Origin of the sequence: Streptomyces sp. H27-H5 (genome assembly GCF_026627505.1) — a bacterium.
Lineage (GTDB): Bacteria > Actinomycetota > Actinomycetes > Streptomycetales > Streptomycetaceae > Streptomyces.
Map to the genome: position 1 here is coordinate 82,699 of NZ_JAPNLK010000010.1, position 25,415 is coordinate 108,113.

At 74.3% G+C, this 25,415-nt stretch carries 17 protein-coding genes; 11 read left to right on the plus strand and 6 right to left on the minus strand.

Annotation, left to right across the window (positions count from 1 at the left end):
• The first annotated feature begins 36 nt into the window (after positions 1–36).
• From OTB19_RS06920 to fxsT, 6 genes are all read left to right on the plus strand, one after another.
• On the plus strand, positions 37–1,047 hold the full coding sequence (locus OTB19_RS06920) for an AAA family ATPase (RefSeq protein ID WP_267797122.1): 1,011 nt from the start codon (positions 37–39) through the stop codon (positions 1,045–1,047).
• Positions 1,048–1,052: 5 nt separating this feature from the next.
• The gene (locus tag OTB19_RS06925) at positions 1,053–4,214 is read left to right on the plus strand and encodes an SAV_2336 N-terminal domain-related protein (protein WP_267797123.1); all 3,162 of its coding nucleotides are present in this window, start codon (positions 1,053–1,055) and stop codon (positions 4,212–4,214) included.
• A 109-nt stretch (positions 4,215–4,323) separates the two neighbouring features.
• Entirely contained in the window at positions 4,324–4,518 is a 195-nt protein-coding gene (fxsA, locus tag OTB19_RS06930) for an FxSxx-COOH cyclophane-containing RiPP peptide (protein WP_267797124.1), read from the plus strand.
• Between the two features lie 130 nt (positions 4,519–4,648).
• Entirely contained in the window at positions 4,649–5,914 is a 1,266-nt protein-coding gene (locus tag OTB19_RS06935) for an FxsB family cyclophane-forming radical SAM/SPASM peptide maturase (RefSeq protein WP_267797125.1), read from the plus strand.
• Complete coding sequence (locus tag OTB19_RS06940) at positions 5,911–7,176, plus strand: HEXXH motif domain-containing protein (RefSeq protein WP_267797126.1); 1,266 nt, start codon at positions 5,911–5,913, stop codon at positions 7,174–7,176. The genes OTB19_RS06935 and OTB19_RS06940 overlap by 4 nt, the downstream gene beginning before the upstream one ends.
• A gap of 63 nt (positions 7,177–7,239) precedes the next feature.
• Positions 7,240–10,242, plus strand: coding sequence for an FxSxx-COOH system tetratricopeptide repeat protein (gene fxsT / locus OTB19_RS06945; RefSeq protein WP_267797127.1), 3,003 nt, complete (start codon positions 7,240–7,242; stop codon positions 10,240–10,242).
• Between the two features lie 75 nt (positions 10,243–10,317).
• Here the strand turns inward: fxsT and OTB19_RS06950 are convergent, their stop codons facing one another.
• From OTB19_RS06950 to OTB19_RS06970, 5 genes are all read right to left on the minus strand, one after another.
• A complete protein-coding gene (locus OTB19_RS06950; protein WP_267797128.1) occupies positions 10,318–14,241 on the minus strand; it encodes a multifunctional oxoglutarate decarboxylase/oxoglutarate dehydrogenase thiamine pyrophosphate-binding subunit/dihydrolipoyllysine-residue succinyltransferase subunit in 3,924 nt (1,307 codons plus the stop codon).
• Positions 14,242–14,499: 258 nt separating this feature from the next.
• On the minus strand, positions 14,500–15,576 hold the full coding sequence (locus tag OTB19_RS06955) for a HAMP domain-containing sensor histidine kinase (protein WP_267797129.1): 1,077 nt from the start codon (positions 15,574–15,576) through the stop codon (positions 14,500–14,502).
• Complete coding sequence (locus tag OTB19_RS06960; RefSeq protein ID WP_053676466.1) at positions 15,573–16,313, minus strand: response regulator transcription factor; 741 nt, start codon at positions 16,311–16,313, stop codon at positions 15,573–15,575. The genes OTB19_RS06955 and OTB19_RS06960 overlap by 4 nt, the downstream gene beginning before the upstream one ends.
• A 60-nt stretch (positions 16,314–16,373) precedes the next feature.
• A complete protein-coding gene (locus OTB19_RS06965) occupies positions 16,374–17,063 on the minus strand; it encodes a spermidine synthase (protein WP_267797130.1) in 690 nt (229 codons plus the stop codon).
• 126 nt (positions 17,064–17,189) lie between these two features.
• Positions 17,190–17,795, minus strand: a complete 606-nt coding sequence (locus tag OTB19_RS06970) for a hypothetical protein (RefSeq protein ID WP_267797131.1) — start codon at positions 17,793–17,795, stop codon at positions 17,190–17,192.
• A gap of 41 nt (positions 17,796–17,836) precedes the next feature.
• On the opposite strand from OTB19_RS06970, the gene OTB19_RS06975 reads away from it, so the two are divergent.
• From OTB19_RS06975 to OTB19_RS06995, 5 genes are all read left to right on the plus strand, one after another.
• Complete coding sequence (locus tag OTB19_RS06975) at positions 17,837–19,261, plus strand: glycosyltransferase family 39 protein (RefSeq protein WP_267797132.1); 1,425 nt, start codon at positions 17,837–17,839, stop codon at positions 19,259–19,261.
• A gap of 174 nt (positions 19,262–19,435) precedes the next feature.
• Complete coding sequence (locus OTB19_RS06980; RefSeq protein ID WP_267797133.1) at positions 19,436–20,278, plus strand: sulfurtransferase; 843 nt, start codon at positions 19,436–19,438, stop codon at positions 20,276–20,278.
• 64 nt (positions 20,279–20,342) lie between these two features.
• On the plus strand, positions 20,343–21,131 hold the full coding sequence (locus OTB19_RS06985) for a DUF4097 family beta strand repeat-containing protein (protein ID WP_267797134.1): 789 nt from the start codon (positions 20,343–20,345) through the stop codon (positions 21,129–21,131).
• A 192-nt stretch (positions 21,132–21,323) separates the two neighbouring features.
• Positions 21,324–23,720, plus strand: coding sequence for an endopeptidase La (lon, locus tag OTB19_RS06990; protein ID WP_267797135.1), 2,397 nt, complete (start codon positions 21,324–21,326; stop codon positions 23,718–23,720).
• 123 nt (positions 23,721–23,843) lie between these two features.
• Positions 23,844–24,290 (plus strand): MarR family winged helix-turn-helix transcriptional regulator, encoded by a 447-nt coding sequence (locus OTB19_RS06995; RefSeq protein ID WP_267797136.1) that lies wholly within the window; start codon positions 23,844–23,846, stop codon positions 24,288–24,290.
• A gap of 56 nt (positions 24,291–24,346) precedes the next feature.
• Here OTB19_RS06995 and OTB19_RS07000 read toward each other — a convergent pair whose 3' ends face one another.
• Positions 24,347–25,120 (minus strand): protein phosphatase 2C domain-containing protein, encoded by a 774-nt coding sequence (locus OTB19_RS07000; protein ID WP_267797137.1) that lies wholly within the window; start codon positions 25,118–25,120, stop codon positions 24,347–24,349.
• Between the last annotated feature and the right edge of the window lie 295 nt (positions 25,121–25,415).

Consider the following 25,415-nt stretch of genomic DNA (forward strand, 5'->3'; position numbering starts at 1 on the left):
CACGGGAACGCTGCGCACGGCACGGGAGGAGCGGACGTGAACGAGGAATGGCTCATCTACCGGGGCGTCGGTGAACCCCACGACGGCATCGACGCGCTCCCCGACCCGCCCCCCTGGCGGGACTTCGACGGCGGCCCCGCCCTGGAGGCCGGCGGCCCCGGCGCGGCGGCCGACGCGAACGTGGCCCGCCGGCTCGGCGCACACCGACAGGCGGCGGAAATGCACCGGCCGGAGCCCGAGGAACTGGAGGCGGTCAACGCCGCGCTGTACCTGCGCCGGCCGCTGCTCGTCACCGGCTTCCCCGGAACGGGCAAGTCCACGCTCGCGCACGCCGTCGCGCACGAACTGAGGCTCGGCCGCGTCCTGCGCTGGCCCGTGGTCTCACGGACCGTGCTCCAGGAGGGCCTGTACCGCTACGACGCCATCGCCCGGCTCCAGGACGTACAGATCGCGGCCGGCGGCGGGAACCCCGGCGGCTCGCCCGGGATCGGCAAGTACATCCGCCTAGGACCGCTCGGGACGGCGCTGCTGCCCACGGAACGCCCCCGCGTGCTGCTCATCGACGAGATCGACAAGAGCGACATCGACCTGCCCAACGACCTGCTGAACGTGCTGGAGGAGGGCGAGTTCACGCTGCCCGAGCTGGAACGGGTCGCGGACACCGAACCCGAGGTGCGGGTGCTCACCGACGACGGAGCCAAGGTGGCCGTGCGGGACGGCCGGATCCGCTGCCGGGCCTTCCCCTTCATCATCCTCACCAGCAACGGCGAACGGGACTTCCCCGCCGCCCTGCTGCGCCGCTGCATCCAGCTCAAGCTCGGACAGCCCGGGGAGAAACGGCTCGCCACCATGGTCCGGGCCCACCTGGGCGAGGAGGCCGCCCGGCTGGGCGCCGACCTGATCCGGGAGTTCCTCAGTCGCTCGCAGACCGAACTCGTGGCGGCCGACCAACTCCTCAACGCCATCTACCTCACCCACCACGCGGCCCCGCCCACCCGGGAGGACCTCGCCGACCTGCTCATCCAGCGCCTCGACCGGCCGAGGTGACCCCCGTGCCCTCCGCGTCCCCCGTCGAGCCCATCCGGGAACTGGCCGCCCTGTTGCGGGCCGCCGGCCTCGACCCGTCCGCCGAGGAACTGGCCGACGCCCTGTGGCTGGCCGGGCTGACCGCAGGACCACCGGGGGAGCCCGGCACCCGGCCCGCGCGGGTCCGCCGGCCGCCGCCGCCCGCGCGGGCCGAGTCGACGCGGCCGCCCCGGGCGCCGGAGCCCGCGCGGGAGGACACCGACCCCGAGGATCCGGTCACCCTGTATCCCGCCGGGCGCCGGTTCCCCGGCGCCGAGGTCGAGGTCGAGGCCCCGGCGGGGCTGCCCGTACGGGTGCCCGGCGCGACCGCGCTGCCCCGGATCATGGACGTCCAGCGGGCCCTGCGCGCCCTGCAACGGCGCCGGCCCGCCGCGCCGCCCACCCGTACCGTGCTCGACGAGGCGGCCACCGCGGAGGCCAGCGCCCGGGCGCTCGGGCTGCTCATCCCCGTGCTGCGGTCCGACAGCCGGCGCGAGGCCACCGTCCGGCTGGTCATGGACGCCTCCCCGTCGATGGCGGTCTGGCAGGACCTGTTCGACGAACTGCGCTCCGTGTGCGAGCGGCTGGGCGCCTTCCGGGACGTACAGGTCCACTACCTGCACCGGCTCGGCGACGGAACGGCGCTCATCGGACGCGGCCCCTCGCCGGGAGGCGCACTGCGGTCCGGGGAACAACTGCGGGACCCCACCGGGCGGACCCTGACCATGGTGGTCTCCGACTGCGCCGGACCGGTCTGGCGCGAGGGCGAGGCGCAGCGGCTCCTGTACCGGTGGGCCGAGTGCGCCCCCTGCGTCGTCGTACAGCCGCTGCCCCAGCGGCTGTGGGGCCGCAGCTGGCTGCCCACCGAGCGCGGGGAGCTGTCCCGGGTCGACGGCCGCGGGCGCCGGCTGCGGTTCCGCCCGGAACGGCCGCCCCGGCCCGGCCGCCCCACCGGCGGCCTGACCGTGCCCGTGCTGCCGCCCCACGCCCACGCCCTGGGCGCCTGGGCCCGGCTCGTCGCCGGCCTCGGCACCGGGCCCGTGCCCGCCGAGGTGGGCCGGGTCCTCGCCGACCACCCGGCGGCCCCCGCGCCGCCGCCCCGGGCCGCGCGACCGCCGCGCGAACTGGTGAGCCGCTTCCGCTCGTCGGCGTCCCCCGGGGCCGTACAGCTCGCCGTCTACCTCGCCGCGGCGCCGCTCACCCTGCCCGTGATGCGGCTCGTACAGCGCACGATGCTCCCCGACTCGGAGCCCTCCGACCTCGCCGAGGTGCTGCTGAGCGGGCTGTTGCGGCGGGGGCCCGACAGCGGCTGGTACGCGTTCGTGCCGGGCGTGCGGGACGTGCTGCTGGGGCCGCTCGGGCGCGACGAGGCCGCCCTGGTCCTCAAGCACTGCTCGGAGTACGTCCTGGCCCACTTCGGGCGGGGCGTGCGCAACTTCCCCGCGCTGGCCGTCTCCCAGCTCACCGGCGCGCCGATGGACTCCGCCGAGGAGCGGATGCCCGCCGGCCGGCTCCCGCAGGCCTTCGCCCAGGTGTCGGCGAAGGTCGTACGGCGCTACCTGCCCGGCCCGCCGCCCGACACGGCCGAGGCCCCGCCGCCGCCCGCGACGCCCGCCGCCGACGCGCGGGAGCGGGCGCTGCGCACCGCCCTGGCCCGGCCCCTCGACGGAGGGCAGCGCGGGCTGTACGAGACCGTCACCCTGCTGCGCCGGGCCGTGGCCGCCCCGCCCGGGCCCGACGACCCGCCGGGCGAGGCCGAGGCCGAACTGGCCGGCGCCCTCCTGCGGTTGTGGGCCCTCCAGCGGGACCCGGAACTGCTCGCGGAGGCCGAGCGGGCCGTCGAGGGACAGCCCGACGCCCGGGCCCGCGCACTGCGGGGCCGCGTGCTGTACGAACGGGCGCTCGCCGGCGTCGCGCCGGACGGCGGGCTCCCCGACGGCGCACTGCTGGAGGCAGCGGACCGGGAGTTCGCGGCGGCCGGGGCCGCGCCGGGAGCCGATCGGGCGCTGCGCCTGGACTGCGCCGTGCGCCGCGCCCGCAGCCTGGTCCGGCTCGGCGAACTGCGCCACGACCCGGGGGCGCTGCGCGAGGCACGGGCCGCGCTGGAGGCGCTCGCCGACCCGGACGACGCCGGCGACGCGGGGGAGGCCGAGGCGCGCCGGGGCCGGGAACTCGGTCGGGTCCTGCTGGCCCTGCTGCCCCACACCCCCGACCCGACCGAGCGCGCGGAGCTGGCCGAGGCGGCCGCCGGGCGGCTCACCGCCGACCCGCGGGCCGAACCGGAGGCACGCGCCCGGGTCCGCGTCGAGCGCGCCGCGGCCCTGAGCCACCTGCCCGGACGGCTGGAGGAGGCCTCCGGGGAACTGGCCACCGCGCTGACCGAGACCGGCGAGGCCGGCGCGCGGGTGGCCGCGCTGGTGTGCCTGGCCCGCGTGCACCGGGCACGGTACGCGCGGGACGCGGACCCGCGGGCGCTGGAGGACGCGGCCGAGGCGTACGGACGGGCCCGCCGGCTGATCCCCCGGGACGGGGACGCCTTCGGGGAACTGCTGCCCGAGTGGGGTGACGTGCTCCTGGACCGGGCACGGGCGCCCGACGCCGACGCGCACCGGTTCGCGTCGACGGCCGTACGGGTGCTGCGCGAGAGCCGGGCCGCCGTGCCCCAGTCCGACCCCCGCGCCGGGCACCGGCTGCGGCGCCTCGCGGCGGGCTTGCGGCTGCGGCACGCCTACGAGGGCGACGTGGTGGACCTGCGCGAGGCGGAGTACCTGCTGGAACTGGCGGCCCGGCACGGCCGGGGCCCGCTGGAGCGGGCCGGGGCCTGGCGCGAGCACGGTGACGTCCAGCGGGAGATCCACGGACACACGCGGGCCGTCGACCGGCTCGACCGGGCGGCGGACTCCTACCGCCGGGCCTGGCGCGAGGCGTCGGAGACGGAGCCGGGGCCCGACCGAGAGGCGGCGCTCCGGCTGGCGGTACGGGCGCAGGAGCTGCGGGGGGAGGTGCTGGAACGGCTGGCCCGACCGCGCGCGGCGCTCGACGCGTACCGCTCCGCGGTGGAGCTGTGGCAGGGACTCGGGGGCGGGGACGCCGAGCGGCGGACCGAGCGCCTGCGGGCACGGATCCGTGTCCTGGAGGCCGGCCTGTGACCGCGCCCCGCGCGCCGGCGCGAGCGGACCGGACCGGCCCCGGTGGGCGGCGCGGGGAAGAGGGCCGGCGAGCGTCCGGCCCGGGACACGACAGGGGGGCGGACCGGAGATGGTGACGGGACGGCAGGAGACGACGACCGGTGTCCGGAGGTGTCCCGGGCGGTTACCGGACCTGTCCGGACTGGATCTGACCGCGTTGCGGGAGATCGAGCATCCGGTGCTGGCCGAGGTGATGAAGGGCATGGTCGAGCGGGTCACCCACCCCGCCGAGATCCTGAACGCCTTCGACTCGGGAGTCACCTGACACGAGCCCACCACCGCCGTATACGACGGGAGTTGACCACTTTCCGCCGTTAGTGCAGGCCGTCCGGGGGGCAGGGATGGACCGTCCCGGGGGTCCCCCCAGCGGTAGCCGGGGGAGGGAGGCGCAGGCGATGAGGCGAGCGATCACCGGCGAGGGCGCGCTGCCCGCGCAACGGCCGCCCCGCGACGTCCCCGCAGGTCACGCGCACCACGCGCCGTGGCCCTACACCCGGCTCGACGTGCCCGCCCTGCGCGCCGCGGGCCACCGCCCGCACCCCATCCGGCAGTTCGTGCTCAAGACGCACAGCCGCTGCAACCTCGCCTGTACGTACTGCTACGTCTACGAGATGGCCGATCAGAGCTGGCGCGGCCGCCCCGCGATCATGACGCCCGCGACCGCCCACCGCGCCGCCGAACGGATCGCCGAGCACGCCGCCGCCCACGACCTGACCCGCGTCGACCTCGTCCTGCACGGCGGCGAACCCCTGCTCGGCGCCCCCGAGGAACTGGCCGCCCCCGTCGAGGCCGTCCGGGCCGCCACCGGCCCCCGCGTGCGGGTCACCGCGACCGTGCAGACCAACGGCACCCTGCTCACCCGCGGCCGGCTCGCCGCGCTCGCCGCCGCCGGCATCCGCGTCGGCGTCAGCCTCGACGGCGGACTGCCCGCGCACAACGCCCGCCGGGTGGATCACGCCGGCCGCCCCGGCTTCGCCGCCGCCGCCCGGGGGCTGCGGCTGCTCGCCCGACACCCGGAGAGCTACGCCGGGGTGCTGTGCGTCGTCGACGTCACGCAGGACCCGCTGGAGGTGTACTCCTCGCTGCTCGGCTTCGCGCCGCCCACCCTCGGCCTGCTGCTGCCCCTGGCCAACTGGAACGACCCGCCGCCCGGACGCGCCCCGCACACCACCCCGTACGCCGACTGGCTGCTCGCCGTCTTCGAACGCTGGTGGCACGACGGGGCACGGCGGACCCGCGTCCGGATCTTCGAGGAGATCATCGCCCTGCTCCTCGGCCTGCCCGAGGCCACCGAGACCCTCGGGCTCGCGCCCGCGACCACCGCCGTGATCGAGACGGACGGCGCCATCGAACAGGCCGACTCCCTGAAGTCGGCCTACGAGGGCGCCGCCGCCACCGGACTCCACGTCGACCGCCACAGCTTCGACGAACTCCTCGACCATCCCGGGTTCGCCGCCCGCCAACTCGGACGGGACGCGCTCGCGCCGGGCTGCCGCGCCTGCGAACTCGTCGAGGTGTGCGGCGGCGGCCACTACCCGCACCGCTACCGGGCCGGCGAGGGCTTCCGCCGGCCCTCCGTCTACTGCGCGGACCTCCAGGTCCTCATCCGGCACATCGCCCGGGCGCTGCACACCGCCACCGCGGGACGGGCCGCCTCATGAGCGAGGACCCCGAACCCCCGGCGGGCACCGGCCTCGCCCCGTTCACCGTCGACTCCCACACCCTGCGCGCCCTCGCCTCCACCGAACCCTCCGCCGAGGGCACCCGCCTGGTCCGCGACGTCCGCAGGTCGAAACGACTGCTCCTGCTGCGCGCCGTCCTCGACGCCGCACCCGGCCCCGAGACCGCCGAGCACTGGGCGCTGCTGGAGGAGGCCGAGCGGCACGACCCCGACGCGGTGCGCGACGTACTGCACTACCCCGCCACCGGCGTCTGGGCCGAGGAGACCCTGCGCCGGCTCCACGACCCCGACGGACCCGCGCCCGACCTCGGCCGGCTCGGGGCGCTCGCCGCCGCCGCCGCGCTGCGCTCCGGCATCACCTTCAAGACCACCCTGCGCCCCGTGCACGGCCGGCTCGTGCTGCCCACCCTCGGCCTGCTGCGGCCCGATCGTCCCGGCCCGCTCGCCGTCACCGAACGCTCCTGGGAGACCGCCGTGGACGCCGTGCCCCTGCACGGGCTGCCCGGCGGCCGGACCGCCCTCGACGACCTCGACCCGTACCGGGCGCCCTCGGGCCCCCCGGCCCCCGTGCGCCCCGCCCGACGGCTCACCCCCAAGGGGCACAAGCGCTGGGACACCCAGTGGTCCGGCGCGCTCACCCTGCTGCGCCGCTACGACGCCGCCCGCGCCGACGAGATGGGCCGCCTCCTGCGCTCCGTCGTCCCGCTGGCCGGCGGCTCCCGCTCCAGCGGCGCCACCCTGCCCGCCGCCGCGGGCTCCGTGCTCGCCCGCACGCAGCCCCCGCCCGCCCTCGCCGCCACCCTCGTCCACGAGGTCCAGCACGGGAAGCTGACCGCCCTCGCGGACGTCCTGACCCTGCACACCGCCGACCGCACCCCCTGCCACTGGGCCCCCTGGCGCAGCGACCCGCGCCCCCTGGACGGGCTGCTGCACGGCGCGTACGCCCACCTGGCCCTGGCCGGCTACTGGCAGCGCGCCGCCCTGTACGGGGCGCGGGGCGCCTGGGCCCAACACGCCCGGATCCGCGCCCAGGTGGCCGCCGTGCTGCCCGCACTGCGCGGACATCCCCGACTGACCGCCACCGGAAGGGAGTTCACCGACGGCATGGCCGCCGCCGAACGCGCGATGGACGAACTGCCACCGCCCGGAAACCAGTACGCCACGGCCCGCCGGACCCTGGAGCGCGAACGCCGCGCCTGGTGCGAGAACCACCCCGAACTCACCGCATTCGCCGAGGGCTGACGAACCGTCCGCTGCGGTACCTTTCAAACCCGTCCACCGCCCGGATCCCAGGGAGACGGCCGCATGACGACCGGTACGCGCCACGACCGCGACGGAGCCCCGCAGCCGCAACGCTTCGTCATCAGCTTCGCGGGGTTCAACCGCCCCTGGGCCGTGTGGATCGCCCACCGCCTGGAGGAGCACGGCCACCGCGTGGCCCTGCAACGCTGGGACCCGCAGACGAGCCCCGGCCTCACCGAGGCCCTGGAGGACCTGGCCCGCTCCGGCGGCCGGATCCTGGTCGTCCTCAGCGAGCGCTACTTCTCCGCGGGCACCCACACCGACGAGGAGTGGAACGCCGCCCTGCGCACCGTCACCGGCGCCCACCCCGACCGGTTCGCGGCCGTCTGCCTCACCGACTCCCCGCTGCCCAGCGCCGTCGCCGCCCTGGAGAAGACCGACCTGTGGGGCCTGGACGCGTACGAGGCCGAGTACCGCGTCCTGCGCCGACTGGAGCTGCCCACCGACCGGATCGGCACCGAGAGCGGCCGCCGCGGCCCCCGCTTCCCCAACGACCCCCCGGAGGTCTGGGGCCGCGTCCCGCGCCGCAACCCCCGCTTCACCGGCCGCAACGACGTCATCGGCGCCCTGCGGGCCGCCCTCACCGAGGCACCCCCCGGCGCGTCCACCGTCACCCTGCTGGGGCTCTCCGGCGTCGGCAAGACCCAGGTGGCCACCGAGTACGCCTACCGCTTCGCCTCCGAGTACGACGTGGTGTGGTGGGTCCCCGCCGAGGACCGGCCCACCCTGCGCGAACGCCTCGCCGACCTGGCCCCCGCCCTCGACCTGCCGCGCGGCGCGGGCAGTTACGGCGAGCAGATCCGGGCCGTGCTGGAGGCGCTGCGGCGCGGCACCCCCTACCACCGCTGGCTGCTCGTCTTCGACGGCTGCGACCACCCCGACGACCTCATCGACCTGCTGCCGTCCGGCGCCGGCGACGTCATCATCACCTCCCGCAACCGCGAGTGGGCCGCCCGCCACACGAGCCTCGTCGAGGTCCCGCTCTACGCCCGGCCCGAGTCCGTCACCTTCATCCGCCGGCGGGCCCGCCGGCTCTCCGGTGAGGAGGCCGACCAGCTCGCGGAAGCGCTGGAGGACTACCCGCTGGCCCTCGACCAGACCGCGGGCTGGCTCGCGGACTCGCCGCTCGGCGTCGGCGAGTACCTCACCCTGCTCCGGCGCCGGCTGGACACCCACGAGGCCGTCACCCTCTCCGACGACTACCCGCTGCCCTTCCCCACGGCGCTCGCGATACTGCTCAACAACGTCCGGGAGAACTTCCCCGACGCCCTCGCGCTGCTGCGCCTGTTCGTCTTCTTCGCGCCCGGCCGCGTCCCGCTGCGCCTGCTGCGCGAGTTCCCCGCCGCCGACGTCCCCGAGCACCTCGCCGGCCTGATCAACGACCAGATCCGCTGGAACGCCGCCCTCAACAAGCTCGTGCAGTTCTCCGTCGTCCGCCTGGAGTACTCCGACCTGTCCGTCGAGGAGGGCGGCGGCGGCCTGGAGACCGTCCAACTGCACCGCATGGTCCACAACATCGTCCGCGACGACCTCGGCGAGGAGGAGGCCGAGCAGCTCTCCCGCGCCGTCCGCCAGGTCCTCGCCGCCGCCGACCCGGGCCGGCCCACCGACTCCCGACTCTGGCCCCGGTACGCCGAACTCATCCCGCACCTGGAGACGGCCGGCGTCCTGACCAGCACGAACCCCCGCATCCAGAACTTCCTGCTGCACTGCCTGCGCTACCTGATCCTCGCCGGGGAGTACCGCACCTGCCTGCGGCTCGCCGAGGAGACCGACGGCGCCTGGCGGTCCATGCTCGGCGAGGACCACGACCAGGTCCGCGAACTCAGCTACCACCACGGCGGCGCCCTGCGCATGCTCGGCCACTTCCGCCGGGCCGAGGTCCTCGCCAAGTCGGTCGCGGACCGGCTCGTCGAGGAACGCGGCGACCGCGACCTGGAGACCCTGCGCGCGACCAGCACGTACGCGGGAGTGCTGCTCGGCACCGCCAAGTTCGAACAGGCCCGCCTGCTGCTGGAACACGCCTTCACCACCTACCGCGAACTGCTCGGCGAGGACGACTCCACCACCCTCAACGCCCAGAACAACGTCGCCGTCGCCCTGCGCCTCCTCGGCCGCTACCAGGAGGCGTACGACACCGACCTCGACACCCTGCGCCGCCGCGAACGGGTCCTGCGGGTACGGCACATCGCCACCCTCTCCTCGGGCATCGGCTGCGCCATGGGCCTGCGGCTCATGGGCCGCTACCGCGAGGCACAGGCCCGTCAGGAACAAGGGCTCAAACTCAACGCCCAGGTACTCGGCCCCAACCACCCGCAGACCCTGCGCGCCGAACACAACCTCGGCATGTGCCTGCGCCGCGCCGGCGACATCCCCGGCGCCGGCGCCCGCCTGCGCGGCGTCCTGGAACGCTCGACGCGGGTGTTCGGCGCCGAGTTCCCCTGGACCCTGATGGTCGCCTCCGACTACGCCACCTATCTGCGCGAGTACGGCGACGTCGGCGAGGCCCGCCGGATCTCCGAGGAGGTCGTGCGCGGCTACCAGTCCCAACTGGGCCTGGCCCACCCGTACAGCATCGGCACCGTGGGCAACCTCGGCCTGGTCCTGCGCGCCCAGGGCGAACGGGAGGAGGCCCTCAACCTCGCCGAACAGGCCCTGGTCGGCATGCGGGGCGCACTCGGCGGCCGGCACCCCTGGACGCTGGGCTGCGCCCTGAACGCCACCGGACACCGCAACATCACCGGACGGCTGGAGGACGCCGTGGACCTCAGCCGGGAGACCCTGCGGACCGCCGAACAGGTCCTGGGACCCGACCACCCCATGACGCTGAGCGCGGAGATCGCCCTCGCCGCCGACCTGCGGGCCGTCCGGGAGGACGTGGAGGCCTCGAAGCACGAGGACGCCGGGCTGCGGGCGCTGATGCGCACCCTCGGCCCGCAGCACGTCCACACCGTGTCCGCACGCCAACAGACCCGGCCCTACTGGGACTTCGAACCCCAGCCGTAGACCCCGGCCGGAAACGCCGGAAGGCCCGGACCCCCTCGGGGGTCCGGGCCTTCACGGTGCGAGCCGGTGCGTCGATCAGGCCTCGAAGACCTCGTTCAGCAGCAGCTGCTGCTCCGCCTGGTGACGCTTGGCGGAACCCACGGCCGGGGACGACCCGTGCGGACGCGACACGCGCCGCAGCCGCTCGCCCGCCGGGATGTCGGCGCCGACCGCCAGGTCGAGGTGGTCGATCAGGTTCAGCGCGATGAACGGCCACGCACCCTGGTTCGCCGGCTCCTCCTGCGCCCAGATGTACTTGGCCGCGTTCGGGAACTTGGCGATCTCCGCCTGGAGCTCCGCACCCGGCAGCGGGTACAGACGCTCGATGCGCAGGATCGCGGTGTCCGTGATGCCGCGCTTCTCCCGCTCGGCCTCCAGGTCGTAGTAGACCTTGCCGGCGCAGAAGACGACCTTGCGGACCGCGTTCGGGTCCACGGTGGAGTCCCCGATGACCGGACGGAACGAACCGTTGGTGAACTCCTCCGCCTTCGACGCCGCCGCCTTCAGACGCAGCATCGACTTCGGGGTGAAGACGATGAGCGGCCTGTGGTGCGGGTTGTGGACCTGCCAGCGCAGCAGGTGGAAGTAGTTCGACGGCAGGGTCGGCATCGCGACCGTCATGTTGTCCTGCGCGCACATCTGGAGGAAGCGCTCGGGACGCGCGGACGAGTGGTCCGGGCCCTGGCCCTCGTAGCCGTGCGGCAGCAGCAGCGTGACGCCGGACGTCTGGCCCCACTTCTGCTCGGCCGAGGAGATGAACTCGTCGACGACGGTCTGCGCGCCGTTGACGAAGTCACCGAACTGGGCCTCCCAGAGGACCAGCGCGTCCGGACGGGCCAGCGAGTAGCCGTACTCGAAGCCCATGGCCGCGTACTCGGAGAGCAGCGAGTCGTAGACGTTGTAGCGGGCCTGGTCGTCCGACAGGTACAGCAGCGGGGTGTAGTCCTCGCCGGTCTCCCGGTCGATGAGGACCGCGTGACGCTGACCGAAGGTGCCGCGGCGGGAGTCCTGGCCGGACAGCCGGACCGGGGTGCCCTCCATCAGCAGCGAACCGAAGGCCAGGGTCTCGCCCATGCCCCAGTCGATCGTGCCCTCGTCGATCATCGCCGCGCGGCGCTGGAGCTGCGGCAGCAGACGCGGGTGCACGGTGACCGTGTCGGGGATGTTGACCTGGGCCTCGGCGATCCGCTTCACGACCTCCTGCGAGACCGCGGTGTTCACCGGGACCGGGAAGTTGGCGGTGGGCGCCGGGATCTGCGGGGCGGCCGCGGGCTGCGTGGCGGCCTCGCGGACCTCCGCGAAGACCTTCTCCAGCTGGCCCTGGAAGTCCTGGAGCGCCTGCTCGGCCTCTTCCAGGGTGATGTCGCCGCGACCGATGAGGGACTCGGTGTACAGCTTGCGCACCGAGCGCTTCTTGTCGATCAGGTCGTACATCAGCGGCTGGGTGAACGCCGGGTTGTCGGACTCGTTGTGGCCGCGACGGCGGTAGCAGATGAGGTCGATGACCACGTCCTTGTTGAACGCCTGACGGAACTCGAAGGCGAGCCGCGCGATGCGGACCACGGCCTCCGGGTCGTCGCCGTTCACGTGGAAGATCGGCGCCTCGATCATGCGGGCCACGTCGGTCGCGTACATCGAGGAACGCGAGGACTCCGGGGCGGCGGTGAAGCCGACCTGGTTGTTGATGACCACGTGCACGGTGCCGCCGGTGCGGTAGCCGCGCAGCTGCGACATGTTCAGCGTCTCGGCGACCACACCCTGGCCGGCGAAGGCCGCGTCGCCGTGCAGGGCCAGCGGCAGGACGGTGAAGTCCGTGCCGCCCTTGTTGATGACGTCCTGCTTGGCGCGGGCGACACCCTCCAGGACCGGGTCCACGGCCTCCAGGTGGGAGGGGTTCGCGACGAGCGAGACCTTGATCTGCTCGCCGTCCAGGCCCGTGAAGGTGCCCTCGGCGCCCAGGTGGTACTTGACGTCGCCGGAGCCGTGCATCGACTTCGGGTCGAGGTTGCCCTCGAACTCGCGGAAGATCTGCGCGTACGACTTGCCGACGATGTTGGCCAGGACGTTCAGCCGGCCGCGGTGGGCCATGCCGATGACGACCTCTTCGAGGCGGGCCTCGGCGGCCGAGTCGATGACGGCGTCGAGCAGCGGGATGACGGACTCGCCGCCCTCCAGGGAGAACCGCTTCTGACCGACGTACTTCGTCTGCAGGAAGGTCTCGAAGGCCTCCGCCGCGTTCAGCCGGCGCAGGATCCGCAGCTGCTCCTCGCGCTCCGGCTTGGAGTGCGGGCGCTCGATGCGGTCCTGGATCCAGCGGCGCTGCTTCGGGTCCTGGATGTGCATGAACTCGACGCCGGTGGTGCGGCAGTACGAGTCGCGCAGCACGCCGAGGATGTCGCGGAGCTTCATCATCGACTTGCCGGAGAAGCCGCCGACCGCGAACTCGCGCTCCAGGTCCCACAGGGTGAGGCCGTGCTCGGTGATGTCGAGGTCGGGGTGCTTGCGCTGCTTGTACTCCAGCGGGTCGGTGTCGGCCATGACGTGGCCGCGGACCCGGTAGGAGTGGATCAGCTCGAAGACGCGGGCGGCCTTCGTGACGTCGTCGTCGTGCGAGGCGTCGATGTCCCGGAGCCAGCGGACCGGCTCGTACGGGATGCGCAGCGCCTCGAAGACGTCGTCGTAGAAGCCGCTCTCGCCCAGCAGCAGGTTCGCGACGATGCGCAGGAACTCGCCGGAGGCCGCGCCCTGGATGACCCGGTGGTCGTAGGTCGAGGTCAGGGTCATGACCTTGGAGATGCCCAGCTTGTTCAGGGTGTCCTGCGAGGTGCCCTGGAACTCGGCGGGGTAGTCCATGGAGCCGACGCCCATGATGACCGACTGTCCGGGCATCAGGCGGGGCACGGAGTGCACGGTGCCCAGGCCGCCGGGGTTGGTCAGCGAGACCGTGACGCCCGTGAAGTCGTCCATCGTCAGCTTGCCGACGCGGGCGCGCCGGACGATGTCCTCGTAGGCCTGCCAGAACTCGAAGAAGTTGAGGGTCTCGGCCTTCTTGATGCCGGCGACGACGAGCTGGCGGTCGCCGTTCGGCTTCACCAGGTCGATCGCGAGACCGAAGTTGATGTGCTCCGGCTTGACCAGGGTCGGCTTGCCGTCCCTCTCCGCGAAGGAGTAGTTCATGGCCGGCATGGCCTTGATCGCCTGCACCATCGCGTAGCCGATGAGGTGCGTGAAGGAGATCTTCCCGCCCCGGGCGCGCTTGAGGTGGTTGTTGATGACGATGCGGTTGTCGAACAGCAGCTTCACCGGGACGGCGCGGACGGACGTGGCCGTCGGGACGTCGAGGGAGGCGTTCATGTTCTTCGCCACGGCAGCGGCGGGGCCGCGGAGCGTCACCAGTTCGGGTCCCGAGGGGGCCTCGGTGGCGGGCGCGGCCTTGGGAGCTGCGGGAGCGGGCGCGGCGGCAGCCGGAGCCTGAGCGGAGGGCGCGGCCGGTGCGGCGGCCTGGGCCTGGGAGGTGACAGTCACAGCAGGGGCACCAGAGGGGGTGGCAGGAGCAGGGGCAGGAGCTGGCACAGGCGGGGTCGCGGCCGAGGGCGAGGGCGCGGCGTCAGCCGCTCCCGCTGCACCGGTGCTCGCACCGGCGCTCGCCGCCCCCGTGGCGGCCGCGACGGGGGCCTGCGGGGCCTGGGCGGCGGGGCTGGCGGCCTGTGCGGAGGCGCCATCCTTCGTCGTCGGGGACTTCTCGGGACCGTCGGCCTTGGCGGGGGCTGCTGCGCCCCCGGCCTTGTAGTCGGCGAAGAAGTCCCACCAGGCCCGGTCGACCGAGTTCGGGTCCTGGAGGTACTGCTGATAGATCTCGTCGACGAGCCACTCATTGGCACCGAAGCCTGAGGCAGGGGTCTTCCCGCCCTCTGCTGCTTCGGTCGTGGTGCTCGAGTTACTGGGGGACTGTGGCGACACGGCGGCAACCGCCCTCTTCCGCTTCACAAGGTATGGACAGCGGGAATAAAGGCTACGCCTCCCCCGGCGTCCGATGCAGGCCGGGCGGGACTTACGTCGCGCAGGTCACATCGAAAGGCGTGTTTCGCCGCTTGGAATGGCGGGAAACAAGCGTGGTTCGGGTAGGGGACACCGTGGTTGCGGCCCCCTTGGCTTCGCACCCCTGACGGACCCCGGCGCGTGTGGCCGAGATCATGTCCTTCCCACTCGAACCCTACGTCAACGCGATGCCTGGGAGCTGCCCGGAAGCGTGACGAGGATGCGGCAGCCGCGTGACGATTCGGCCACTCCGATCTGGCCCCCGTGCAGGCCGACGGCCCAGCGGGCGATCGCCAGGCCCAGTCCGGTGCCCCCGTCGCCGCCACCGGAATTCCCCCGGTTGAAGCGCTCGAAGACCCGGTGCCACTCGGATTCGGGGATCCCGGGACCCTCGTCCCGCACCTCCAGGTCCAGGCTCCCGGGCGCGTCGCCGGCCCGGGCCCGGACCGTGACCCGGCCGTGCGGGGGGCTGTGCTTGACCGCGTTGTCGATCAGGTTCGCCACCACCTGGTGGAGCCGTTCCGCGTCGGCGTACGCCGTCAGTTCGAAAGGGAACACGTCCAGGTGGAGGTGGACGTCGTTGCGGGTGTGCCCGCCCGAACCGGAGGTCAGCCCCGGCCGCCCGGCGGCCGCCAGCCCGGACTCCTTGAGCACCCCCGACAGGTACGGCCACACCTCGAACCGGCGCGCCCGCAGCGGGACCACGCCGTTGTCCACCCGGGACAGGTCCAGCAGGGTCTCCACCAGCCGGCCCAGCCGCTCGGTCTGCTTCAGCGCCGTCCGCATGGTCTCCGGGTCGGCGGCCGACACTCCGTCGACCACGTTCTCCAGCACCGCCCGCAGGGCCGCGATCGGCGTGCGCAGCTCGTGGGAGACGTTGGCGACCAGCTCCTTGCGGTGCCGGTCCACCGCCTCCAGGTCGTCCGCCATCAGGTTGATCGTCGCGGCCAGGTCGCCCAGCTCGTCGCGGCGCCCCGCCTCGCGGACCCGGCGGGTGTAGTCCCCGTGCGAGATCGCCCGGGCCACCGTGGTCATGTCGTCGAGCGGCGCCGTCAGACCGTGCGCCACGAACTGGGTGATCAGCATCGAGGCGATCACCGAGAACACCGTGATGAACCGCAGCTCGGTGTCCGTGCGCAGGGCCACCAGCAGCAGGCCCGTGGTGATGAAGACCGACACCACGACGAGCGTGCCCAGCTTCGTCTTGATCGAGAACGGCGAGAAGGGCCGCAGCCCGCCCGGCTGCCGCTGGCTCACGGCTGGGCCGGGGTCTCCAGGGCGTACCCGACGCCGTGGACCGTGCGGATCCGTTCCGCGCCGATCTTCCGGCGCAGCGCCTTGATGTGGCTGTCGACGGTACGGGTCCCGGACGCGTCGGCCCAGTCCCACACCTCCGCCAGCAACTGCTCCCGCGAGAGGACCGCCCGCGGCGTGCCGGCCAGGCACACCAGCAGATCGAACTCGGTCGGTGTCAGGTGCACGTCCTCGGTGTGCACGCGGACCCGGCGCTGCGCGTGGTCGATCTCCAGATCGCCCAGGCGCAGGGTGGCCCCGCGCGGGGCCGTCGCGGCCAGTGTGGCCCGCTCCACCCGTCTCAGCAGTACGTGGACCCGTGCGGCCAGCTCGCGCATCGAGAACGGCTTCGTCATGTAGTCGTCGGCCCCGACCCCGAGGCCGACGAGCATGTCGGTCTCGTCGTCCCGGGCGGTGAGCATCAGCACCGGCACCGGACGCTGTGCCTGCACCCGACGGCAGACCTCCAGCCCGTCGAAGCCGGGCAGCATGACGTCCAGCACCAGCAGCTCGGGCAGCCAGCTCTCGGCCGCCGAGACGGCGGCAGGGCCGTCGTGGGCGGCCTGGACCTGGAAGCCCTCGGCGCGCAGCCGGGCCGCGATGGCGTCGGCGATGGTGCGGTCGTCCTCGACCACGAGCACGCGCCGCTGGGCGCCTGGGGTGGCCGCGGCGCCGTTGTGGGTGGTGTGTGTCTGTTCCATGTCCCGCCCCTGAAGAACCCGCGTGATGGGGTGCAGCGTAGAGGAGGCGCAGGCCTGCGGCTATGTGGGGCCGACCGGACCCCGGGCCAGGTGGACGACGTCCGGGACACCTCGGGCGACTCGCACTTCTTCCGTCCGTACCGACTCGAATCCGGCATTCCGCAGTGCCTGCTCGAAGGCCGCGGACGGTCGCGCGGACCAGACGGCGAGCACCCCGCCGGCGGTGAGGCGGGCCCGGCAGGCGGCGAGGCCCGCGGGGGAGTACAGGCCGCGGTTGTCGTCGGTCACGGTCCAGTCCGGGCCGTTGTCGATGTCCAGGCAGAGGGCGTCGTACCGGTCGTCCGTGGCGTGGAGGTAGGCGACGAGATCGGTGTGCAGGACGCGGACCCGGGGGTCGGCGAGGGCGGCGGCCGAGAGCGGTGCCAGCGGCCCGCCGCGGTGCCAGTCGATGATCGCCTCCTCGCGCTCGGCGACGACGATCCGACCCCAGTGCGGCTGGGAGGCCGCGTGGGCGAGGGAGAAGCCGACGCCGAGACCGCCGACGAGCACGGACGGGGCCGCCGGGGCCGGGTCCAGGGCCCCGAACGCCGCGTCGATCAGCAGGCGTTCGGAGCGGCCGTCCGAAGTGTCCATGAGGAAACAGCCGTTGGCGATGATCTCGTGCGTCTCCCCGCGCCGGCGCAACACCACCTCCCCGTACGGTCCTTCGCGGCGGTCGACGGTGACGGGTTCCGGTGCGGGGGCGGTCATCGGTCTTCCTTCCCGTGGCCGCTCGGCCACTCCTCGTCGCCGGACACAACGAGGCCCCCGTGCCGCTTGTTCCGGGTACGGGCCCGCCTTCCGGTCCGCGTCGCGGGCGCGTCCGCGGCCGGGCCCTCAGTCCTCGAACGGGGGCAGCGCGTCCAACACCCGCGTCAGGGCCATCGGCACCGAGCCGTCGCCGGTGGCCACCTCGAAGCCCCCGTACGCGAAGGCGTAGGTGAACCCGTCGAACACGGTCCCGCTCTTCGACGTCCGGGGCAGCCGGGCGAAGTCCGCCTCCCGGAGCGCCGCCCGCAGCGTGCCGAGTTGAGGGGCGGTCAGCTTCCCGCGGCCGACCTCGTCCGCCCGCCCGTCCAGCCGGCTCCAGGACCCGTCCTCGCCGATCACCAGGGTGCCGGTGCGCCCGGCGAAGCCGCCGCTGCGGGTGACCCGGACCAGGGTCGTGCTCGGGGAGGTGGCGCGGGGCGAGGAGGGCGGCGCCGTCCCGGTGGGACCGGGGCCCGGGGTGGTCGGGTCCCGGGGGGCGGGTGCGCTCGGGGTGCCGGCGGGCGGGGCGGACGGGGTTCCGGGTGACGAACCGTCGGCCGTCGCGATCGGCTCCGTCCGCTGGGCGGCCGGCTTCCCGTCGGCGCCGCACCCGCCGAGCAGCAAGGCGGCCAGCACCGCCCCGAGTACCGCGCCCGTCGCCGCCGTCGCCCGTCCCGTTCGCCCTGTGCGCACGCCACACCCCCGCGGGAATTCGGCCGACCCGGACCCCGAGTATGGAGTCCGTACCCGTCCCGCGGAAGCACCCGGAGGTCGACATCAGCCGCGACATCAGCCGCACGGCCCTCTGGCGGTGGGTGCCCCCGCTCGTCGCCGTCTCCCTGGGGCTCTGGTCCCTGGAACGCGGTCCGGCCGGCGGCAGCATGTGGCGCGACGAATCCGTCACCGTCCAGGTGGCGCACCGCCCCCTGGGCGACCTGTGGACGCTGCTCGGGCAGGTCGACGCCGTGCACGGGCTCCACTACCTTTTCATGCACGGCGTGTTCGCCCTGTGGGACGGCGGCCTGTGGGCGCTGCGCCTGCCGTCCGTCGCCGCCACCGCCCTGGCCGCCGCCGGGGTGGCCGCGGTGGCTTACCGGCCGGCGGGGGAGCGGGCCGCCCTGTGGGCCGGGACCGCGTACGCCGTCTTGCCGCCCGTGCAGATGTACGCGCAGGAGGGGCGCTCGTACGCTCTCGTCGCCTGCGCCGTGGTGTGGGCCACCCACCTGATGCTGTGCGGGCGGTGGGCGGCGTACACGGTGGTGCTGCTGCTCGGCTGCTGGCTGCACGAGTTCGCCGTACTGGCCCTGCTCGCGCACGGCTTCGTCGCCCGGCGCTCGCGCGGTTGGCGGTGGAGCGCCGCCGTCGTCGTGGTCGCGCTGCTGCCGCCGGCCTGGGTCAGCGCGGCGCAGGCCGAGCGACAGTTGGGCTGGCTCGGGCGGCCGAGTGGGCAGGACTGGGCGGCGTACGGGGTGCTCGTGCTCGCGGTGGCACTGCTCGCCCGGGGGACGTCGGTGCCCCGGGAACTCGTCCGGGTCGCCGTACCGCTCGCACTGCTGCCGCCCGGACTGCTGCTGCTCGTCTCGCTCGCACACCCCTGGTACGTCGACCGGTACGTCCTCTACGCGCTGGCCGGGCTCGCCCTGCTCGCCGGCGCCCGGCTCGCGGCCGCCCGCGGGCTCTGGCCGTGGGTGTTGACGGCCGCGCTGCTCGCGCCGTTCGGCTGGTGGTCGGTGTGGCTGCGGACCCCGGAGAGCCGCACGGACGACGTGCTCGCGGTGGCGGCCGCCGTCCGGGAACGGGCCCGGCCCGGGGACGCCGTGCTGTTCATGCCGTCCCGGCGCCGCGAGTGGCTGCTGTCCTCGCCCGCCGTGTACGCGCCCCTGCGCGACCTCGCCCTGGACCGCTCCCCGACCGCCTCGCGGAGCCTGTGGGGCACGGAGGCCGACCCGGCGCGGATCCGGGCGCGGTTGGCCGCGGCCCCCCGGGTGGTGGCCCTGCTGGACCCGGAGGGACAACCCCTGGACCCGTACCCGGCGGAGGTCGCGAAGCGGGAGGCGTTGACCGCCGGGTTCGTGCCGTGCTCGCAGACGCGGGTGCGGGGCGCGCGGATCGTGGTCTACGCGGCCCGGGGCGCGGCCGGCGGCTGCGACCGGGACTGAGACGGGGGTGAGGGCCGGGGCCGAGGCCGAGATCGGTACCGGGGCCGTGATCGGCGTGGGGCTCGTGGCGGGGTCGGTGCGGGCGTCGGCCCAAGTGGTACGTCGGGGCGGGTGGTTGGATGGGAGGCGGGCCGGACCGCCGCGGCCCGTGGACCACGCTGTCGGAGGCGCCGCATGACCGTGTCGCAGAACCCCCCGGGCCCCCTGGTCGGGACCTCCTGGCTGGCCGCCCGCCTCGGCGGGCCCGACCTGGTCGTCCTCGACGCCTCCGTCGCCCCTCACCGCGGCGCCGACCGACGGATCCCGGGCGCCCGGCCCTTCGACCTCGACGGCGCCCTGTCCGACCACACCACGGACCTCCCGCACACGATGCCCGCGCCCGCCGCCTTCGAGCACGCGATGCGGGACCTCGGCCTCGACGACCGGGCCACGGTGGTCGTGTACGACGGCGCGGGCCTCCATTCGAGCGCCCGGGCGTGGTGGATGCTGCGCGCCATGGGCTTCGACCGGGCCGCCGTCCTGGACGGCGGACTGCCCGCGTGGGAGGCCGCCGGCCTGCCCGTGGAAGACACCGGGCCCGGATACGGGGGACCCCGCGGCTCCTTCACCGCCCGGCCGCGCGCCGGACTGCTGGTGGACGCCGCCGCCGTGACCGACGCCCTGGCCGACCCGGCGGCGGCCGTGCTGGACGCCCGCACCCGGGAACGGTTCGCGGGCACCGCCCCGGAACCCCGCCCCGGCCTGCGCGGCGGACACATGCCGGGCTCCCTGAACCTGCCCTTCGGCGACCTCAAGGGCCCGGACGGGCTGATGCGGCCCGCCGGGGAACTCCGGCAGGCCTTCGCGGCGTTGGCCGGCGAGCGGGAACGCCTGTACCTCAGCTGCGGGTCGGGGGTGACCGCCTGCGTGCTCGCGCTGGGCGCCGACCTCGCCGGGTACCGGGACCTCGCGGTGTACGACGGCTCGTGGAGCGAATGGGGTCTGCCGTCCAACCGGCCGGTCGCGACCGGGGGTTAACCCCACCCGGGCTCCGGGTACCGGCCCCATCGTCGTGCGGACCGCGCCTCGACAGACTGGCGCCATGCCTTCCCACACCGCGCACGCCGCCCGCCCCGGTGCACTCGCCCGGGCCTCCCGACCCGCCCGCACCGCCGTCGCGGCCTGCGCCGTCGTCGGCGGGCTCCTCCTCACCGGCTGCTCGTTGACCGCGCACACGATGAAGACCGTGCGCGCCGACGCCACCGTCGCCGAAGCCGTCACGGCGGTCGAGATCACGGGCGCCCGGCACGGCTCCATCGAGGTGACGCCGGGCAGCGGCCCGGGCGTCGCCGTCCACCGCACCGTCCACTACCGGGGCGACACGGCGCCCCGGCCGGGGCAGCGCGTCTCCGGGGGCCTGCTCACCTTCGACAGCGGCTGCACCGGCAGTTGCTACGTCGACTACCGCCTGGAGGTGCCGGCCTCCGCGACGGTCAAGCTCGAAAGCAGCAGCGGCCGCGTCACGGTGACCGGGGTGGCCGCGGCGGACGTCGAGACCTCGTCGGGCGACGTGGAACTGGAGCGCATCGCGGGCGCGCTGAAGGCCCGTACCTCCTCGGGCGACATCACCGGCTCGGCCCTGGCCGGCCCGGGAGCCGACATCCGTTCCACGTCCGGCGACGCCCGCCTGGCGTTCACGACGTCCCCGAACGCGGTGGCCGCCGAAACCGGTTCGGGCAACGTCACCCTGACGGTGCCGTCGGCGCCCTACCGGGTCGACGTCTCCACCACCTCGGGCGACCGTCGGATCGCCCTGCCCACCGACCCGGCGGCCGGCGCCCGCCTCTCGGTGAAGACCACCTCGGGCGACGTCCGCGTCTCGGCGGCCTGAGGCGGCCTGAGGCGGCCTGAGGCGGCCTGAGGGGTCGGCGGGAGCCGGCGCCGAGCCGGCGAGGGTGGCCGATCGGGCATCGGACGAGGGCCGGCCGGGGTGTTCGCCGCCGGCGAACGGCGGTGGGGGAACATCGAGGGGCTCATCGGCATTGAGTCGGCATAGCTCAACTTCACTGCCGGAGGGAAGATCATGGCTTCGACGTCCGTATCGCTCACCCTGCCCGTACTGCCGCTCGACGACGAGGTCGTGCTGCCCGGGATGGTCGTCCCGCTGGACCTGTCCGACGCCGACGTACGGGCGGCCGTGGAGGCCGCCCAGGCCGCCGCGGGCAGCGGGAAGCCCCGGGTGCTGCTCGTGCCGCGGATCGACGGACAGTACGCGGGCACCGGTGTGCTCGGAACCGTCGAGCAGGTGGGACGGCTCTCCGACGGGGACCCGGGCGCGCTCATCCGGGGGCGCGGACGCGTCCGCATCGGTGCCGGGACCACCGGGCCCGGGGCCGCGCTCTGGGTCGAGGGCGAGACCGTCGAGGAGACGGTGCCCGAGCCGCTGCCCGGCGCCGTCACCGAGCTCGTCAAGGAGTACAAGGCCCTCGCCACCAGCTGGCTCAAGAAGCGCGGCGCCTGGCAGGTCGTGGACCGGGTCCAGCAGATCGAGGGGGTGTCGGCGCTCGCCGACAACTCCGGCTACTCGCCCTTCCTGACCGTGGCCCAGAAGGTGGAACTGCTGGAGACGGCCGACCCCGTCGCCCGGCTCCGGCTCGCCGTCAAGGCGCTGAGCGACCACCTGGCCGAGCAGGACGTCGCCGAGTCCATCGCCAAGGACGTCCAGGACGGCGTCGACAAGCAGCAGCGCGAGTTCCTGCTGCGGCGACAGTTGGAGGCCGTGCGCAAGGAACTGCGCGAACTCAACGGCGAGAAGGACGGCGAGGAGTCCGACGACTACCGCACCCGCGTCGAGGCCGCCGACCTGCCTGCGAAGGTACGGGAGGCCGCCCTCAAGGAAGTCGAGAAGCTGGAGCGCTCCAGCGATCAGTCGCCCGAGGGCTCCTGGATCCGCACCTGGCTCGACACCGTGCTGGAACTGCCCTGGAACGAACGCACCGAGGACGAGTACGACATCCGCGGCGCCCGGGCGGTGCTCGACGCCGAGCACGCCGGACTGAGCGACGTGAAGGACCGCATCACCGAGTACCTGGCGGTCCGCAAGCGGCGCAGCGATCGCGGCATGGGCGTCATCGGCGGGCGGCGCGGCGGGGCCGTGCTGGCCCTCGTGGGCCCGCCCGGGGTCGGAAAGACCAGCCTCGGCGAGAGCGTCGCCCACGCGATGGGCCGCAAGTTCGTGCGCGTCGCGCTCGGCGGCGTACGGGACGAGGCCGAGATCCGCGGCCACCGGCGGACCTACGTCGGCGCGCTGCCCGGCCGGATCGTGCGGGCCATCAAGGAGGCCGGTTCGATGAACCCGGTCGTCCTCCTGGACGAGATCGACAAGGTCGGGTCCGACTTCCGGGGCGACCCGGCCGCCGCCCTCCTGGAGGTACTCGACCCCGCCCAGAACCACACCTTCCGGGACCACTACCTGGAGGTCGAACTCGACCTCAGCGACGTGGTCTTCCTGGCCACCGCCAACGTCCTGGAAGCCATCCCGGAAGCCCTCGCCGACCGCATGGAACTGGTCCGCCTCGACGGCTACACGGAGGACGAGAAGGTCGTCATCGCCCGCGACCACCTGCTGCCCCGCCAGCTGGAGCGCGCCGGCCTCGGCGCCGACGAGGTGGTCCTGGAGGAGGACGCCCTGCGCCGGCTCGCCGGCGAGTACACCCGCGAGGCGGGCGTACGGACCCTGGAGCGCTCCCTCGCGCGGCTGCTGCGCAAGGTGGCCTCACAACACGAGCTGGGGGAACGGGAACTGCCGTTCCACGTCGGCGCCGACGACCTGCGGCCGCTCATCGGGCGACCGCACCACGTCCCGGAGTCCGCGCAGGACCCGGCCGAGCGGCGGACCGCCGTGCCCGGCGTGGCCACCGGCCTCGCCGTCACCGGGGCCGGCGGCGACGTCCTGTACGTCGAGGCCTCCCTGGCCGACCCGGAGACCGGCGCTGCCGGGCTGACCCTGACCGGCCAGCTGGGCGACGTGATGAAGGAGTCCGCGCAGATCGCGCTCAGCTTCCTGCGCTCGCACGGCGCGGAACTGGAACTCCCGGTCGCCGACCTGAAGGACCGGGGCGTGCACATCCACTTCCCGGCCGGCGCGGTCCCCAAGGACGGGCCGAGCGCGGGCATCACCATGACGACCGCGCTGGCCTCGCTGCTGTCGGGCCGCCAGGTCCGCACCGACGTCGCCATGACGGGCGAGGTCTCGCTGACCGGGCGTGTCCTGCCCATCGGCGGGGTCAAGCAGAAGCTGCTCGCCGCGCACCGGGCGGGCCTGACCACCGTGATCATCCCCAAGCGCAACGAGGCCGACCTGGACGACGTCCCGGCCGAGGTGCTGGAGGGACTGGAGGTACACCCGGTGACCGACGTCCGCCAGGTGCTGGAGCTGGCCCTGGCCGGGGCGGAGGTCGCGGCCGCGGTGGCCGCCTGATCCGGCACACGGACGGCCCGGGGCCCCGCTTCGGCGGGGCCCCGGGCCGTCGGCGTACCCGCTGCGAAATACTGACCGGGCGGACACGCACCGCGACGACACCACCATCGACAGGAGCCGGACGTGCACGGGAGTGAAGATCAGGAGTTCCTTGCCCTGGAGCGGGAGCTGTCCGTCTTCCTCCGGCGGGCCCGGGCCTCCTCCGGCGAGATGGCCCGCGCACTCCACCCGGAGCTGGAGCCGGCCGCCTACGGACTGCTGGTGCGGCTGGAGGCCGCGGGACGACAGCGGGCCACGGAGCTGGCGGCGTACTTCGGGGTGGGCAAGGCCACGATGAGCCGCCAGTTGCGGGCCCTGGAGGTGCTGGGTCTGGTGGCCCGCGAACCGGACCCGGCCGACGGTCGGGCCTTCCTGGTCGGGCTCACGGACGAGGGGCGGGCGCGGTTCCTGCGGGTGCGGGGGGCGCGGCGCGAGCAGTACATGCGCAAGCTCGCCGACTGGGACCGGGGGGAGGTCGCGGAACTCGCGCGGCTGCTCAACCAGTTGAACCAGGGCGCGGACTCGGAGTAGCCGGACCCGCGCCCGTCACCAGGCCCCGTCACGGACTCCCCGTCACCGGCCCCCCGTCACAGCTCCGCGTACACCGCGGACGCGTCGTCGTGGCGCTTGTGGCGGCCCGGCGGGCGGGTGGGGTCGCACTCCAGGGCGCGCACGCGGGCGATCAGCCCCTGCGCGCCCTCCTTGCCGAGCACCCCCAGACAGGCCGCCCAGTCACCCTCCCCGAAGGTGTCCGTCCAACGGCTCGCGCCGTCCGTGAGGGCGGCCAGGGCCCGCACCTCGGAGCGCGGGGTCCGGCCGGTGACCGCCCGGCCCGCCACCTCCGGATCGGCCGCCGCCGTGAAGAACCCGCCCTCGACGTTGCGCAGCGCGTCCGCGGCGGCCACCGAGCGCAGCGCCTCGCGCGGCACCCGGTCCAGTCGGTCGTCGAGGACGGCGTGGACCTCACCGTCCCCGGTCCGGAGCAGCAGGACGGAGTCCGACAGCACGAGGTGTTCCACGGTCGCCCCGTCCCAGCGCGCCACGACCACCGTCGCCTGCGGTGTCCGCACGTGAGAAAGGTCACAGGTGCCCCGGTGGGTCGCGGCGGTGCTCTCGATGGCAGCCGCCAGGATCCGGTCCAGCGGCATGTCCCTCCGCGATCCGGACAGTTCGGTCAATCGACCGCCGAGGCGGGCCACGAACCAGGGCACACCGTGCACGCACCCGTCGTCCCCGCGCGGCGGGGTCACTCCGTCGAGCGCCACCACGACACCGCCACCCGACGTGGGCATCGCGGCCGACAGCCAGTCCTCATTGGGGCGTTCCGGGTTGCCGGGGGCCGTTGCCAGGTCGATGCGCATACGGACATTCTGCCCGCGGGGAGGCCTGCGGGCGGATCCGGGCGGCCGTGCGCCGATCCCCGGCCGAAGGAAAGTCCGTACCAACGGGCGGGGGGCGTGGCGGGCGATACCGGGCCGCCCCGGCGGTGCGGGCGCGCATCTTGCCAAAGCGCGCCGCCATCTTTCAACCACCGGTCCACGGGCGGACCCTGACGGGCGCCGTCCGAGTTGGTCGCCAACTGATCCTTGATGTTCACTCCTTCGAGTGGCCGGGTGGGCGATGTTCGGCTCTCTTCCCAACACACTGCAATGGTCT